Below are 14,016 nucleotides of genomic sequence, written 5' to 3'. Positions count from 1 at the left end.
TGCCTCTCGACGCCCAGCGTGACGCTGGCTGTCCTCTCGTTGTACCCACTTGGGGTCACGAATCAGCACACGGACGGCGACGATCGCGTGCACGTGCGGCAGACGCGAACGGAGCCCCTCCCGTGCGGGAAGGGCTCCGTGTCGACGTGTCGGGCCTCGACGTGCAGGGCCTTCGAGGTGCAGGCGTCAGCCGGCGGGCTGCATCTCCGGCGGCGCGTCGGTCACCGGGACGGGCACGCCCACCCGCGGACGGGCCGGGGCCGGCGCGTTCGGGTCCGGCGGTGCGTTCGGGTCCGGCGGCGGAGGCGGCGGCGGGGGCGTGTACGGCCGGATGGACTGCGTCAGCGCCGCCGCGGCACCCTTGTCGACGGGGTTGTTCGCCGTGCCCAGCCACACCACGAACCAGCGCTCGGGGGTCCGCTGCCCGCGCGGGGCGTTCGGCGGCGGCGTCGAACCGACGACGCCGGCCCAGATTTGGCCGTCGGGCTTGGTGGTGTCGGTGAACTTCACGTCGTACGACGTGAAAGAGCCCGGCACGCCCGCCGCGTCGAGCGGCCCGGACTGCTGGTTGATCCGGGTGCCGGCGAACGGCATGAAGAACTCGCCCATGTCGGACGCCAACCGGGTGGCGGCCTTGGCGTTGTCGGTCTCGGCGCCGGCGAACAGCTTCAGGTCGAGGCGGCCCAGCAGCACGCTGGTGTCCGTGGGGGCCTGCTCGGTGCCGGCCGGCGGGATCTTGGTCAGCAATGCCTGACCGTAGGACAGCTGCGTCTGGTCGGAGACCTTCCAGCCCGCGGGTACGACGTAGCTGAAGCCACCTGCGGCGTTCTCGACGCGGCCGGGCTCGGGCGGTGGCGGCGGTGCGGCCGGCGGCGGTGCGTTCGGATCGGCGGGCGCGGGCGCCGGTGCGTTGGGATCGGCGGGCGCGGGACGTGCCGGGGGTGCCGGCGGCGGCGCCTGCATCAGCGGGCCGGGTGCCGGCAGCGGCGCGGGGGCCGGGGCGGGTGCGGGGCTCGGCGCGGGCGCCGGCTCGGCATGGGCGACGCCGGGCAGGACGAGCGAGGCGACGGTCGCGCTGGCGGCCGCCACGATGGCCAACGCCCGCGGCAGTGCGGGGCGTCGTCGGCTGCGGGCATCCGGGTCGTACATGGAACAAGAAACTACCGTGTCGCCGCCGGGACGCAAGCGTGCGTCACCTTCCGAGTGTCGACCTTCGAAGTTGCTGTGCCGCAATGGCATCAGAATGCCTCCGATCGACGTAGTTGCCGACCCGACGGCGGCGCCGGCCGTTCCGGGTGCCGCGGGCCGTGGTTACGGACTGCTCATCGTCCTTCGACGGCGCCGCGTTACCGGCGCCCGTGCACCGTGACCGCCTGGCTCTTCACCGCGAACCACACCCGCTCCCCCGGCGCGAGCCGCAGGTCGGCGACGGCGTCGGCGGTGACGTCGGCGGCGAGGCCCGGCGCACCGTCGGGTTGGTCCTCGGCGCGCACCCGGATCGCCGGCCCGCGGCTGTCGAGTTCGGCGATCACCACCTCGACGGTGTTGCGCGGGCTGCCGTGCGGCCGGTGCGGGTAGACCGCCACGGCCGACGGCGGGAACACCGCGACGGCCGCCGAGCCGCTGACCGGCGCGTCGCCGCCGGGTTCGCCGTGCCACGCCGCCCCCCACGCCGTCTGCACGGTGTCCGGGGCGCGGTAGCTGCCAGCCACCAGATTGACGCCCGCGAAGCGCGCACCGAAGAAGCTGCGCGGTGCGCTCAGCACGTCGGTCGCGGCGCCCGCCTCGACCACCCGCCCGGACTCGACGACGACGACCCGGTCGGCCAGCGTGACGACGTCGAGCAGGTCGTGGGTGACGAGGACCGCCGAACGACGGCCGCGGGTCAGCACGCCGCGCAGCACCTTCCGCATGGCCGTCGCCACCGCGACGTCGAGCCCCGCCATGGGTTCGTCGAGCAGCAGCACGTCGGGTTCGGCGGCCAGGGCCCGCGCCAGGGCCACGCGCTGCGCCTGCCCCCCGGACAGGGCGCGGGCGCTGCGGTCGACGAGGTCGGCGGCGTCCACCTCGGTGAGCCAGTGTTCGGCGACCGCCCGCGACGACCGGCGGCCGAGGCGGTGCGTGCTGCGCGGCCCGAACGCGACGTTCGCCGCCACCGTCAGGTGCGGGAACAGCAGCGCCTTCTGCAGCAGCAGTCCGACGCGCCGGTCGTGGGTGGGGACGTGGATGCCGCGGCCGGTGTCGGTCAGGGTGCGCCCGCCGATCCGCACCCACCCCTCGTCGGGCGCGACGGTCCCGGCCACGACGTGCAGCGCCGTGGACTTGCCGGCACCGTTGGGCCCCAGCACGGCCAGCACCTCGCCGGGCGGCACCGCGAGGGCGACGTCGACGTCCCGGGACGCCAGGACGGCGCGGACGTCCAGGCCCGGTGGTGGAGGTTCCGGGTCCGGGGTTCCCGACGGCGCTGCGGTGTTAGAAGGCATCGGACCCGCCCACGCGCAGTCGGCGGCTACCCAGGCCCACGACGACGACCGCGGCCACCGCCACCAGCAGCAGGGACAGCGCCACCGCCGAGTCGGCGTCGCTCTCGCGTTGCAGATAGATCTCCAGCGGCATGGTGCGGGTGACGCCCTCGCGGGAGCCGGCGAAGGTCAGCGTCGCCCCGAACTCGCCGAGCGCGCGAGCGAAGGCCAGCACCGCACCGGACACCAGACCGGGCAGCAGCAGCGGCAGCGTCACGCGCCACCAGACGGTGCCGGGCCGGGCGCCGAGCGTCGCCGCGACCAGCTCGTAGTCGGTGCCCGCGGTGCGCGCCGCCCCCTCGAGCGCGATCACCAGGAACGGCAACGACACGAAGGTCTGCGCCAGCACCACGGCCGTGGTGGTGAACGCGAGGTGCACGCCGGCCGCCTCGAGGTGCCTGCCGAGGAGTCCGAGCCGGCCGAACGCGTACAGCAGGGCGATGCCCCCGACCACGGGTGGCAGGACCAGCGGAAGGAGGATCAGCGGTCGCGTCCAGCGCACGATGCGGGCATCGCTGCGCGCGAGGACCAGTGCCATCGGCACGCCCAGCACGAGGCACAGCGCCGTACTGGCGGCGGCGGTCCGCAGGCTCAGCTCCAGGGCCGTCCGCGCGGCGGGGCTCGTCACCAGCGCGAGGAACCGCGGCCAGTCGACCCGTGCGGCGATCGCGACCAGGGGCAGCACCACGAACGCCGCGCCCAGCGTCGCGGGCACGTACACCCACCTCGGCACGCCCGCGGGGCGGGCCGCGCGGCGGCGGGGACGGGCCATGGACGCACCCTAGCCACCGGACGGCCCGCCTCATCCGCGTGGCGAATGGGAGACCTAGCTACCGTCCAGTAACATGGCTGGTCGACTCGCTGGGTTCAGCGTCGAACACGAGGAGGTCGTGATGGCTGGTGTGGTGTCGGAGGTATTGGTCACCGGCGGTGACACCGAACTCGGCCGGACCATCGCCGAGGGCTTCCGCGACGCCGGGCACCGCGTGGTCATCGCCGGTGCCCGCCGCGACGAACTCGAGGTCGCCGCAAAGGAACTCGACGCCGACTCGCTCGTCCTGGACAACACCGACCCGGCCGCGGTCGAGGCCGTGCGCAGCCAGCTGCCGCACCACCTGGACACCATCGTCAACGTGCCGGCGCCGACGTGGTCCGGCGGTGACCCCCGCACGTTCACCCTCGCCGACCAGGCGACGGCGTGGCGGTCGGCCCTCGACGCGACGTTGCTGTCGGCGGTGCTGACGGTCGCCGTCCTCGGCGACCAGCTGCGCTCGGGCGGCTCGATCGTCAACGTCGTCCCGGACAACCCCGTCGAAGGTGGGCCGGAGGCCGCGATCAAGGCCGCCATCTCCAATTGGACCGCCGGTCAGGCCACGCACTTCGGCATCCGCGGCATCACGGTCAACGCGGTCGCGACCGGCAAGGGCGCCGAGCCCGGCTACGACGGCGTCGGATCGACGAGCCCGTCGGTCGCGGCCGAGATCACCCGCCTCGCGCTGTTCCTCACCACCCCGGCCGCCCGCCACATCACCGGCGAGACGCTGCACGTGAGCCACGGCGCGCTGGCCAACTTCGGCTGACGGGCGGCCTCGTCCTGGCGGGGCCGGATTCATTCCCGGATTCGCCCGAAGCGAAACGGAGCGCGCGTTCCGGTGGAGCTGCCTAGGGTCTGATCCGTGACCATTCGACTCGGACTCCAGATCCCGAACTTCAGCTACGGCACCGGCATCCCGGAGCTGTTCCCCACCGTCATCGCCCAGGCACAGGAGGCCGAGGCGGCGGGGTACGACTCGGTGTTCCTGATGGACCACTTCTATCAACTCCCCGGCCTGGGCACCCCCGACCAGCCGATGCTGGAGGCCTACACCGCCCTCGGCGCGCTGGCCGCCGTCACCGAGAAGGTGCAGCTCGGCACCCTCGTCACCGGCAACACCTACCGCCAGCCCACCCTGCTCGCGAAGGCCATCACGACGCTCGACGTCATCAGCGCCGGCCGCGCCATCCTCGGCATCGGCACCGGCTGGTACGAACTCGAGCACGATTCGCTGGGATACGAGTTCGGCACCTTCACCGACCGGTTCAACAAGCTCGGCGAGGCGCTGCAGATCATCCTTCCGATGCTCGCCGGCGAGCGACCCACCGTCGAGGGCACCTACTACCGCACCAAGGAGGCGATGGCCGAGCCACGCTTCCGCGACCACATCCCGCTGATGATCGGCGGCAGCGGCGAGAAGAAGACCATCCCCCTGGCCGCCAAGCACTTCGACCACCTCAACGTCATCGCCGGCTTCGACGAGCTGCCGCGCAAGCTTCGGGTGGTCAAGGAGAACTGCGAGAAGATCGACCGCGACCCGGCGACGCTGGAGACCAGCATGCTGGTCGTCGCGATCATCGACGAGAACGTCACCGCCGACGCCATCCCGGACGACTTCAAGCAGCAGGCGGTGTTCGGCAGCCCCGAGCAGATCGCCGATCAGATCAAGACCAAGGTGCTCGACGTCGGCATCGACGGCATCATCATCAGTCCCGTCACCAGCCTCAACGGCTACCAGCCCGGTGGCGCCACCGCCGTCGCCGAGCTTTTGAAGCCGCTGCTCCACGGGTAGACCCCCCGTGCCGGTGGGGCATCTCACCGCGCTCGGCGGATGGCCGCCGACTAACCTGAACGTTGTACTGGTTGTCAGACAGCGGTCATCCGTCGAGGAGCAGAAATGAGCCACCCCGGAGCTACGGCATCGGATAGGCACAAGGTCGTCATCATCGGGTCGGGATTCGGAGGGCTGAACGCCGCCAAGGCGCTCAAGCACACCGACGTCGACATCAAGTTGATTGCGCGCACCACCCACCACCTGTTCCAGCCGCTGCTGTACCAGGTGGCCACGGGCATCATCTCCGAGGGCGAGATCGCGCCGCCCACCCGGCTGATCCTGCGCAAGCAGCACAACGCGCAGGTCCTGCTGGGCGACGTCACGCACGTCGACCTGGAGAAGAAGACGGTGGACTCGGTGCTGCTCGGCCACACCTACCGCACGCCGTACGACACGCTGATCCTCGCCGCCGGCGCCGGTCAGTCCTACTTCGGCAACGACCACTTCGCCGAGTGGGCGCCGGGCATGAAGACCATCGACGACGCGCTCGAGCTGCGTGCTCGCATCCTCGGTGCCTTCGAGCAGGCCGAGCGGTCCAGCGACCCGGAGCGACGCAGGAAGCTGCTCACCTTCGTCGTCGTCGGCGCCGGCCCGACCGGCGTCGAGATGGCCGGCCAGATCCAGGAGCTCGCCGACCAGACGCTCAAGGGCAGCTTCCGGCACATCGACCCGACCGACGCGCGGGTGATCCTGCTCGACGCCGCCCCCGCCGTGCTGCCCCCCATGGGCGAGAAGCTCGGCAAGAAGGCCGCCGCCCGGCTGGAGAAGATGGGCGTCGAGATCCAGCTCAACGCCATGGTGACCGACGTCGACCGCAACGGCATCACCGTCAAGGACGGCGACGGCACCATCCGGCGCATCGACTCGGCGTGCAAGGTGTGGTCGGCCGGCGTGCAGGCCAGCCCGCTCGGTCGCGACCTGGCCAGCCAGTCCGAGGTCGAGGTCGACCGCGCCGGTCGCGTCAAGGTCGACCCCGACCTGTCGATCCCGGGACACCCGAACGTGTTCGTCATCGGCGACATGGCGTTCGTCCCCGGTGTGCCCGGCATGGCGCAGGGCGCGATCCAGGGCGCCAAGTACGTCGCGAAGATCGTGCACAACGAGCAGAAGGCGCGCGAGCACGGCAACCTGCCGAAGCCCCGCGAGCCGTTCAAGTACTTCGACAAGGGCTCGATGGCGACGGTGTCGAAGTACAACGCCGTCGCGCAGGTCGGCAAGCTCGAGTTCGGCGGCTTCATCGCCTGGCTCGCGTGGCTGGGCCTGCACCTCATCTACCTCGTCGGCTTCAAGACGAAGATCGCGACGCTGCTGTCCTGGTCGGTGACGTTCCTCGGGCGCCAGCGCGGCCAGCTGACCATCACCGAGCAGCAGGCCTACGCGAGGACGAGGATCGAGGAACTCGAGGAGATCGCCGCCTCGGTCCAGGAGGAGAAGGCCGCCAGCTGACGTTGCCGCCGCCTCTAGTGGAGGCGGCGGCTACAGCCGGTCCCCCTGCCAGGTGGCCAAGGATCCACCCGCGGCCAGTTGCAGCAGCGTGCCCGCACCGTCGAATGCCGGTTCCGGATAGCGCAGTTCGCTGACGCTGGCCCGTGGGGCGCCGAGCACGTCGTCGGCGACGGCCGCGGTGCCCAGCTCGACGCGGTGCCGCAGCAGCGGGCGACCGTCCGCGTCGGCGTGCAACGCGGCGGAGAAGAAGCCCTCGGCCTCGTAGGACCGCCCGATCTGGGCGCGCTCGCGCAGCCGCACCCGCGCTCCCGGGCCCAGGGCCAGCCGGGTGCGCGTGACGTGGCGTGACCCGCCCGCGACGATGGTGGGCTGCGGGTCGAGGTCGAGGTCCCCGTCCACCCGCAGGTCCCACTCGGCGTGCGACTCCAGCGTCGACGCCCCCGGCAGCGCGACGGTCGCCGCGGCGCTGCGCAGCCGCAGCCGCGCGCCGTCCTCGACGACGACGCGAATCGACACGGTGTCGCCGCCCAGCGGTGTCGCCGCCGCCGACACCAGGTGCACGGTGTCGCGTTCGGTGCGCCGTGCGGTCAGCCCGCCGGTGCAGACGATGCGGGGTTCGCGGCCCGGGCTCGCGACGACGAGGACGTCGGTGAGCACGGCCCGCTCAGACCGGTACGCGCAGCTGCTGGTGCACCCAGTCGAGCACCGCGGCGGCCGTCGGGTCGTCGGTCAGCGAGATCAGCACGAACGGCCGGTCGCCGCGCACCTTCGCGGCATCGCGGCGCATGACGTCGAGATCCGCACCGACCATCGGGGCGAGGTCGGTCTTGTTGATGACCAGCAGGTCGGAGAACGTGACCCCGGGGCCCCCCTTGCGCGGTACCTTGTCGCCGCCGGCGACGTCGATGACGAAGATTTGCACGTCGATGAGGCCCGAGGAGAACGTCGCGGTGAGGTTGTCACCGCCGGACTCCACCAGGATGAGGTCCAGGTGCGGATTGCCGGCGATCAGGTCGTCGATCGCGTCGAGGTTCGCGGTGATGTCGTCGCGGATCGCGGTGTGCGGGCAGCCGCCGGTCTGCACGGCGGCGATGCGCTCGTCCGGCAGCACGGCGTGGCGGCGCAGGAAGTCGGCGTCCTCGGTGGTGTAGATGTCGTTGGTCAGCACCGCGAGCGAGAGTTCGTCGCGCAGCTGCCGGCACAGCGCCGCGACCAGGGCGGTCTTGCCGGATCCCACCGGGCCGCCGATGCCGATGCGCAGCGGCTCGCCGGGCCGGCGGACCCGTCGCGGGCGGTCGACGTGGGTGTGCGGTTCGCCGTCGAGCAGATGTGGGGGCACGGGCAGCCTTTCAGGAGACGAACAACGGTCGGTCGCGCCCGGCGTGCCGCTGGGCGAGCACGTCGAGCAGGGGGTCGGACAGGTCGGCGAGTTCCTTGGCCGCCGCGGCGGCGGTCTGCTCGCACAGCGGCACCAGCGCGAAGGTCAGCGCCGCGACGTCACCGGGGTCCAGCGCCAGCAGCCGCTGCGCGGCGGTCGCCGACCCGGTCATCGTCGTGTAGACCAGCGACAATGCCGTCTGCTCCGGGGTCAGCGTGCCCGCCGCGCCCACCGCGCCGGCCGCCACCGCGAGGTGCGGGCGGGTGCCGAGAGCGGACCAGTCGGCCGCCGGCCACACCCGTCGCGCCAGCCGGGCCAGCCCCCTGCCCTGCGCACGGGACGCGGCGCGTGCCGCCGGTGCGGGGGTGCGCGCGTCGGTCTCGGCGTCCGCGTCGGCGAGTGACAGCACGCCGGCGTGCACTGCGGCGGCGACCGAGGCGGAGACGAGGCCGCTGGTACGGATCCGCCGGACGAGGAACGCCCTCAGCCCGTCCAGGTCGGTCACCAGACCGCTGGTGACCGCCTCCTCGACGCCGCCGGAGTGCACGTGCCCGCCGGTCGGCAGCCGCGAGTCGGACAGCACGAGCAGCTCGGCCAGGCCGGCGAGCCCGGACATCAGCAGCGCCTCGTCATCAGAACAGGAAGTAGCGCTGCGCCATCGGCAGTTCGACGGCGGGCTGCTCGGCCCACACCTGCCCGTCGATGCGGACGGTGAAGGTGTCGGGGTCGACCTCGATGGCCGGCTGGGCGTCGTTGAGCGGCATGTCGGCCTTGCCGACCCGCCGCACGTCACCGACGGCGACCAGGCGCCGTCGCACGTCGAGCCGGTCGGCGAGCCCGTCCTCGAGTGCCTGCGGGGCGACGAAGTGCACCGACGTCGCCGCCGCGGCGGCGGGCGCGGCGCCGAACATCGGCCGCGGGAGCACCGGCTGCGGCGTCGGGATGGACGCGTTGGCGTCACCCATCGCCGCCCAGGCGATCATCCCGCCCTTGAGCACCGCGTGCGGGCGGACGCCGAAGAACGCCGGTTCCCACAGCACCAGGTCGGCGAGCTTGCCCACCTCGACCGAGCCGATCTCGGCGTCCATGCCGTGCGTGATGGCCGGGCAGATCGTGTACTTGGCGACGTAGCGGCGCGCGCGGTGGTTGTCGGCCCGACCGTCGCCCTCGAGCGCGCCGCGCCGCCGCTTCATCACGTGCGCGGTCTGCCAGGTGCGCAGCACCACCTCGCCGATGCGGCCCATCGCCTGGGCGTCGCTGCCGATCATGGAGATCGCGCCGAGGTCGTGCAGCAGGTCCTCCGCGGCGATCGTCGACGGCCGGATGCGGCTCTCGGCGAAGGCCAGGTCCTCCGGGACGCTCGGGTTGAGGTGGTGGCACACCATGAGCATGTCGAGGTGCTCGTCGAGGGTGTTGACGGTGTGCGGGCGGGTCGGATTCGTGGAACTCGGCAGCACGTTGGGGTGCGAGGCGACGGTGATGATGTCCGGTGCGTGCCCGCCCCCGGCGCCCTCGGTGTGGTAGGCGTGGATCGAGCGGCCCTTGATGGCGGCCAGCGTGTCCTCGACGAAGGCCATCTCGTTGAGCGTGTCGGTGTGGATGTTGACCTGCACGCCCGCCGCGTCGGCGACCGTCAGGCACGCGTCGATGGCGGCGGGGGTGGTGCCCCAGTCCTCGTGCAGCTTGAAACCCGCTGCGCCGCCGCGCAACTGTTCCCACATCGCCTCGGCCGAGACCGTGTTGCCCTTGCCGAGCAGCGCCACGTTCAGCGGCCAGGTGTCGAGCGCCTCCAGCATGCGGGCCAGGTGCCACGACCCGGGCGTGACGGTGGTGGCCTTGCTGCCCTCGGCCGGTCCGGTGCCGCCGGCGACGATCGTGGTGATGCCGCCGCCGAGCGCCTCGGACATGATCTGCGGGCAGATGAGGTGGACGTGGCAGTCGATCGCACCGGCGGTGAGGATGCGGCCGTTGCCGGCGATGATCTCGGTGGACGGGCCGACGACCAGGTCCGGGTGCACGCCCGACATGACGTCGGGGTTGCCGGCCTTGCCGATCGCGACGATCCGCCCGTCGCGGATGCCGACGTCGGCCTTGACGATGCCCCAGTAGTCCAGGATCACCGCACCGGTGATGACGGTGTCGGGGGCGCCGTCGGCGCGGGTGGCGCGCGACTGGCCCATCGATTCCCGCAGCACCTTGCCGCCGCCGAACACCGCCTCGTCGCCGGCCAGGCCCGGCCCGCCGCTGCGGTCCTCGGTGATCTCGATGACCAGGTCGGTGTCGGCGAGGCGGATGCGGTCGCCGGTCGTCGGGCCGAACAGCGCGGCGTACCGCTCGCGGGACAACTCGGTCATTCGGCGTCCAACCTTCCCGGCGGGGTCAGTGACAGGCCGTGCACCTCGCGGGTGCCGCGCAGCGGAACCAGCGAGACGCGTTGCGCGACGCCCGGTTCGAACCGCACCGCGGTGCCGGCCGGGATGTCGAGCCGGTGGCCGTGGGCGGCGGTGCGGTCGAAGTCCAGGGCGGCGTTGGCCTGCGGCAGGTGCACGTGGCTGCCGACCTGCACGGGCCGGTCGCCGGTGTTGACGACGTCGAGGTCGAGCCGCCGTGCGCCGGCGTTGAGGCCGATGTCGCCCTCGCCGAACAGGATCTCCCCGGGAATGACGGACGTCTGCTCGCTCATCGGGGTGGGCCTCACGGAATCGGGTGGTGCACGGTGACGAGCTTGGTGCCGTCCGGGAACGTCGCCTCGACCTGGACGTCGGGCAGCATCTCGGGGACGCCGGTCATGACGTCGTCGCGGGTGAGCACCTCGCGGCCGCTGGCCATCAGTTCGGCGACGGTGCGGCCGTCGCGGGCGCCCTCGAGGATGTGGTCGGTGATGACGGCGACGGTCTCCGGGTGGTTCAGCCGCAGGCCCCGGCCCCGTCGGCGGCGCGCGAGTTCCGCTGCGTAGGAGATGAGCAGACGTTCCTGCTCGTGCGGGCTCAATCGCATAGACGGCGATCCTGCCACGGTCCGCGCCGGTCAGCAGCGCACGCGCGGACCGCTCCGGTCAGGCCCCGGGGGCGTCGGCGGGCAGGTTCTGCAGCCGTACCTGGCCGCGGGCGACGAGACGGCCGTCGACGCCGGCGATCTCGACCATCCACAGCTGCTGACGCCGGCCCCGGTGGATCGGGGTGGACACCGCGGTGACGACGCCGGCCTTGATGGCGCGCAGGAAGTCGGTGTTGTTGTTGACGCCGACGACGTTGCGGCCGCCGCCGGTGGATTCGAGCCACACGGCCGCCGAGACGCTGGCGACGCTCTCGATCACCGAGCAGTAGACGCCACCGTGCACGATGCCGTGCGGCTGCAGCAGCCGGTCGCTGATGGTGAGTTCCGCGCGGACCCGGTCGGGCGTCGCCTCGAGGTAGGTGAGCCCGAGAACCTCGCTGAAACCGGCGTCGTACGCCTGCATGTCGGAAGTCGTCACGCTCATGTGTCTACACCCCGCGGGGACGGCGGAAAGCGGAAGGGCCCCGCACGAATGCGGGGCCCTTCCTTCGAATGGACCGGGGGTCTCTGCAGCCCTCAGGACTCCGGCGCGGTCCGGTGGTTCGATGGAGCGGTGCTTCTTCTAAAGGATAGGCAAGGCTGCCCTAATTAAGCAAGGCCTTCGTCGGGTGGGTCCGGCCCGCGCCGCGCACCGGCGCCCCGAAACCGACCAGGGCGTCGAGCACGGCCTGGCCGCGCCGCATGCTGGTGAGCTCGCTGGAGTGGGCCAGCAGCGGGATCTGGGTGGAGGCGCCGACGACGGCCGCCCCGACCAGGTGCCACATGGTGGCCAGCGCCACGGCGCCGTCGCTCACCCGGTACAGCCGGTCGAACAGCGGCTCCAGCGCGCGGTGGCTGCGGTGGGCCACCCACGTCGTCAGGGCGGCCTCGCTGGGCAGTGCCACGATGCGGTCGCGTGCGGCGTGCGGCGAGCGCATGCCCGACCGGCCGCCGAAGTACGGGTCGTCGGGCAGGACGCGCAGGGTGGGGTCGACGACGCCCACCCAGTCGATGGCGCCCTCGGAGTCGACGTGCACCCACAGGTTCTCCAGGCCGGTGTCCCAGGCCCGGCCCTCGAGGGCGAGCAGCGGGATGACGCGACCGATGACCACGTGGGCGAGTGTCGCCGCGAGCTGCTGGGTGACCGCGGCGCGGCTGTCGGTCTCGGCCACCGCGGCGTCGAACATGGTCTGCAGCCGATCGGTGGTGAGCGCCTCGTCCAGCGGCCACCACCGGCGGCGCGACAGGTCGCCCATCACCGCCACGCCGTACACGCGCGGGCACTCGGGATACAGCTCGCGCAGACGCCGGCTGGACTCGTGCAGGGGAAGCATCCGCCGGATCGCCATGCGGGCGATCAGCGGGTCGTCGACCACCACCGTCATGGAATCTCCCTCAGTTAGGTAAGCCTTACTATAGTGGGGTCGACAGAAGGGGAAACCCCCTGTGACTGGACTCACAACACGAGGGAAACCGGGCCGCCACCGGCGTCGTCGGCATCTGGACGGGCGTCCCGAACGGGCGCACCGAACGGATACGACGCGCGGTAGTAAGCCCGTAGTACCCTGAGTGCACTGCTCAGGAGAGTGAACGGATATGGCCAAGTTGACGCGACTCGGGGAACTCGAACGCGAGGTGATGGACCACCTGTGGTCCGCGCGCGAGCCTCAGACCGTGCGCCAGGTGCACGAGGCACTGGCGGCGCGGCGCGACCTCGCCTACACCACGATCATGACGGTCCTGCAGCGGCTGGCGAAGAAGAACCTCGTCGTCCAGCACCGCGACGACCGCGCTCACCGCTACGCCCCCACCCACGGCCGTGACGAGCTGGTCGCCGGCCTGATGGTCGACGCGCTGGACCAGGCGGCCGACTCCGGCAGCCGCGAGGCGGCACTCGTTCACTTCGTCGAGCGGGTGAACGCCGACGAGGCGGCCGCGCTGCGCCGCGCCCTGGCCGAATTGGAGGCCAAACACACTGCCGCACCGGCTGGCAATTCGGGCACCGACTGAGGGACACTGGCAGCGTGTCCGCGCTGGCCTTCTCGCTCGTCGCGCTGGCCCTCGTCGGGCCGGTGCCGGCGCTGCTGGCGCGGGCGAAGTGGCCCATGCGGGCACCGCGCGCGGCGATCGTGCTGTGGCAGTCGGTCGCCCTGGCCGCCGTCCTGTCGGCCTTCAGTGCCGGCATCGCCATCGCGGCCCGGCTGTTCGTGCCCGGCCCGGACGGCAGGCCCACGGCCACCATCACCAGCGAGATCGACGCGCTCGGCTGGCCGCTGTGGCTGCTCTACGTCGCCGTCTTCACGCTCACCCTGGTCATCGGCGCGCGGCTGATCGTCGCCGTGCTGCAGGTCGCCATCGCGACCCGGCGCCGCCGCGCCCACCACCGCATGCTCGTCGACCTGGTGAGCTGCTCGCGAGATCGCGCGCCCGCGGTGTGTACCAAGGCCAGCGGACTGCGCATCCTCGACGTCGAACAGCCGCTGGCCTACTGCCTCCCCGGCGTCCGCAGCCGCGTCGTGGTCAGCCAGGGCACGCTGACGACCCTCGAGGACACCGAGATCGCCGCCATCCTCGGCCACGAGCAGGCCCACCTGCGCGCCCGCCACGACCTGGTCCTGGAGATGTTCACCGCGGTCCATGCCGCCTTCCCGCGCTTCGTCCGCAGCGCGAGCGCGCTGGACGCGGTGCGCCTGCTCATCGAACTGCTCGCCGACGACGCCGCCGTCCGCGTCTCGGGTCCCACTCCCCTGGCCCGCGCGTTGGTCGCCTGCGCCTCGGGCCGCACCCCGTCCGGCGCGCTCGCCGCCGGCGGACCCACTACCGTCATCAGGGTGCGTCGACTCGGCGGCAAGCCCAACAGCATCGCGCTGGCGATCGGCGCGTACGCCGCCGCGGCGGCCGTGCTGGTGGTGCCCACCATCGCCGTGGCGGTGCCCTGGCTCACCGAACTACAGCGGCTGCTCGCCGCGTTGCCCTGAGCAGCCGT

Annotated in this window: 16 protein-coding genes; 5 read left to right on the top strand and 11 right to left on the bottom strand. The window is 72.3% G+C overall.

The genetic code is table 11. The features are described from left to right. Positions 1-186 precede the first annotated feature (186 nt). The 3 genes from FZ046_RS19980 to FZ046_RS19970 all read right to left on the bottom strand — a co-directional run bounded on the left by FZ046_RS19980 (position 187) and on the right by FZ046_RS19970 (position 3,294). Positions 187-1,149: an APA family fibronectin-binding glycoprotein gene (locus FZ046_RS19980; protein WP_149484302.1), complete on the bottom strand. Its 963-nt coding sequence runs from the start codon at positions 1,147-1,149 to the stop codon at positions 187-189. A gap of 197 nt (positions 1,150-1,346) precedes the next feature. Next, on the bottom strand, positions 1,347-2,483 hold the full coding sequence (locus FZ046_RS28330) for a sulfate/molybdate ABC transporter ATP-binding protein (protein WP_070355163.1): 1,137 nt from the start codon (positions 2,481-2,483) through the stop codon (positions 1,347-1,349). Next, on the bottom strand, positions 2,473-3,294 hold the full coding sequence (locus FZ046_RS19970; RefSeq protein WP_070355164.1) for an ABC transporter permease: 822 nt from the start codon (positions 3,292-3,294) through the stop codon (positions 2,473-2,475). The genes FZ046_RS28330 and FZ046_RS19970 overlap by 11 nt, the downstream gene beginning before the upstream one ends. Positions 3,295-3,415: 121 nt before the next feature. Here FZ046_RS19970 and FZ046_RS19965 point away from each other — a divergent pair, with 121 nt between their 5' ends. The 3 genes from FZ046_RS19965 to FZ046_RS19955 all read left to right on the top strand — a co-directional run bounded on the left by FZ046_RS19965 (position 3,416) and on the right by FZ046_RS19955 (position 6,616). Beyond that, positions 3,416-4,102, top strand: a complete 687-nt coding sequence (locus tag FZ046_RS19965; RefSeq protein ID WP_070355192.1) for an SDR family oxidoreductase — start codon at positions 3,416-3,418, stop codon at positions 4,100-4,102. A gap of 96 nt (positions 4,103-4,198) precedes the next feature. Beyond that, complete coding sequence (locus tag FZ046_RS19960) at positions 4,199-5,128, top strand: LLM class F420-dependent oxidoreductase (protein ID WP_070355165.1); 930 nt, start codon at positions 4,199-4,201, stop codon at positions 5,126-5,128. Between the two features lie 105 nt (positions 5,129-5,233). After that, complete coding sequence (locus tag FZ046_RS19955) at positions 5,234-6,616, top strand: type II NADH:quinone oxidoreductase Ndh (protein WP_070355166.1); 1,383 nt, start codon at positions 5,234-5,236, stop codon at positions 6,614-6,616. A 30-nt stretch (positions 6,617-6,646) separates the two neighbouring features. On the opposite strand, the gene FZ046_RS19950 is transcribed toward FZ046_RS19955, so the two are convergent. The 8 genes from FZ046_RS19950 to FZ046_RS19915 form a co-directional block, all read right to left on the bottom strand. Next, entirely contained in the window at positions 6,647-7,273 is a 627-nt protein-coding gene (locus FZ046_RS19950) for an urease accessory protein UreD (RefSeq protein WP_070355167.1), read from the bottom strand. A gap of 7 nt (positions 7,274-7,280) precedes the next feature. Continuing rightward, complete coding sequence (gene ureG, locus FZ046_RS19945) at positions 7,281-7,955, bottom strand: urease accessory protein UreG (protein WP_070355168.1); 675 nt, start codon at positions 7,953-7,955, stop codon at positions 7,281-7,283. A 10-nt stretch (positions 7,956-7,965) separates the two neighbouring features. Beyond that, a complete protein-coding gene (locus FZ046_RS19940; protein ID WP_070355169.1) occupies positions 7,966-8,610 on the bottom strand; it encodes an urease accessory protein UreF in 645 nt (214 codons plus the stop codon). A 16-nt stretch (positions 8,611-8,626) separates the two neighbouring features. Beyond that, the gene (locus FZ046_RS19935; protein WP_070355170.1) at positions 8,627-10,348 is read right to left on the bottom strand and encodes an urease subunit alpha; all 1,722 of its coding nucleotides are present in this window, start codon (positions 10,346-10,348) and stop codon (positions 8,627-8,629) included. Then, positions 10,345-10,677, bottom strand: a complete 333-nt coding sequence (locus FZ046_RS19930; protein ID WP_070355171.1) for an urease subunit beta — start codon at positions 10,675-10,677, stop codon at positions 10,345-10,347. Before FZ046_RS19930 ends, FZ046_RS19935 begins: the two co-directional genes overlap by 4 nt. Positions 10,678-10,688: 11 nt before the next feature. Beyond that, the gene (locus tag FZ046_RS19925) at positions 10,689-10,991 is read right to left on the bottom strand and encodes an urease subunit gamma (RefSeq protein WP_070355172.1); all 303 of its coding nucleotides are present in this window, start codon (positions 10,989-10,991) and stop codon (positions 10,689-10,691) included. Positions 10,992-11,049: 58 nt separating this feature from the next. Next, positions 11,050-11,454, bottom strand: a complete 405-nt coding sequence (locus FZ046_RS19920) for a PaaI family thioesterase (protein WP_070355173.1) — start codon at positions 11,452-11,454, stop codon at positions 11,050-11,052. A gap of 181 nt (positions 11,455-11,635) precedes the next feature. Next, positions 11,636-12,415: an iron reductase gene (locus FZ046_RS19915; protein WP_070355174.1), complete on the bottom strand. Its 780-nt coding sequence runs from the start codon at positions 12,413-12,415 to the stop codon at positions 11,636-11,638. A 211-nt stretch (positions 12,416-12,626) separates the two neighbouring features. Between FZ046_RS19915 and FZ046_RS19910 the strand changes: the two genes are divergently transcribed. Both FZ046_RS19910 and FZ046_RS19905 read left to right on the top strand, forming a co-directional pair. Further along, entirely contained in the window at positions 12,627-13,040 is a 414-nt protein-coding gene (locus tag FZ046_RS19910) for a BlaI/MecI/CopY family transcriptional regulator (RefSeq protein WP_070355175.1), read from the top strand. Positions 13,041-13,054: 14 nt separating this feature from the next. Then, entirely contained in the window at positions 13,055-14,008 is a 954-nt protein-coding gene (locus tag FZ046_RS19905) for a M56 family metallopeptidase (RefSeq protein WP_070355176.1), read from the top strand. Positions 14,009-14,016 lie beyond the last annotated feature (8 nt).

Origin of the sequence: Mycolicibacterium grossiae (assembly GCF_008329645.1) — a bacterium.
In the GTDB taxonomy this organism is placed as follows: Bacteria; Actinomycetota; Actinomycetes; order Mycobacteriales; family Mycobacteriaceae; genus Mycobacterium; species Mycobacterium grossiae.
The sequence above is the reverse complement of the archived record's forward strand: the minus strand, read 5'-3'. Positions and strand labels throughout refer to the sequence as shown.

Bases quoted from the DNA above. Each gene is read 5' to 3' on its own strand.
- FZ046_RS19980 (WP_149484302.1), bottom strand. From the start codon at position 1,149: ATGTACGACCCGGATGCCCGCAGCCGACGACGCCCCGCACTGCCGCGG.
- FZ046_RS28330 (WP_070355163.1), bottom strand. From the start codon at position 2,483: ATGCCTTCTAACACCGCAGCGCCGTCGGGAACCCCGGACCCGGAACCT.
- FZ046_RS19970 (WP_070355164.1), bottom strand. From the start codon at position 3,294: ATGGCCCGTCCCCGCCGCCGCGCGGCCCGCCCCGCGGGCGTGCCGAGG.
- FZ046_RS19965 (WP_070355192.1), top strand. From the start codon at position 3,416: ATGGCTGGTGTGGTGTCGGAGGTATTGGTCACCGGCGGTGACACCGAA.
- FZ046_RS19955 (WP_070355166.1), top strand. From the start codon at position 5,234: ATGAGCCACCCCGGAGCTACGGCATCGGATAGGCACAAGGTCGTCATC.
- FZ046_RS19940 (WP_070355169.1), bottom strand. From the start codon at position 8,610: ATGTCCGGGCTCGCCGGCCTGGCCGAGCTGCTCGTGCTGTCCGACTCG.
- FZ046_RS19935 (WP_070355170.1), bottom strand. From the start codon at position 10,348: ATGACCGAGTTGTCCCGCGAGCGGTACGCCGCGCTGTTCGGCCCGACG.
- FZ046_RS19930 (WP_070355171.1), bottom strand. From the start codon at position 10,677: ATGAGCGAGCAGACGTCCGTCATTCCCGGGGAGATCCTGTTCGGCGAG.
- FZ046_RS19925 (WP_070355172.1), bottom strand. From the start codon at position 10,991: ATGCGATTGAGCCCGCACGAGCAGGAACGTCTGCTCATCTCCTACGCA.
- FZ046_RS19920 (WP_070355173.1), bottom strand. From the start codon at position 11,454: ATGCAGGCGTACGACGCCGGTTTCAGCGAGGTTCTCGGGCTCACCTAC.
- FZ046_RS19915 (WP_070355174.1), bottom strand. From the start codon at position 12,415: ATGACGGTGGTGGTCGACGACCCGCTGATCGCCCGCATGGCGATCCGG.
- FZ046_RS19910 (WP_070355175.1), top strand. From the start codon at position 12,627: ATGGCCAAGTTGACGCGACTCGGGGAACTCGAACGCGAGGTGATGGAC.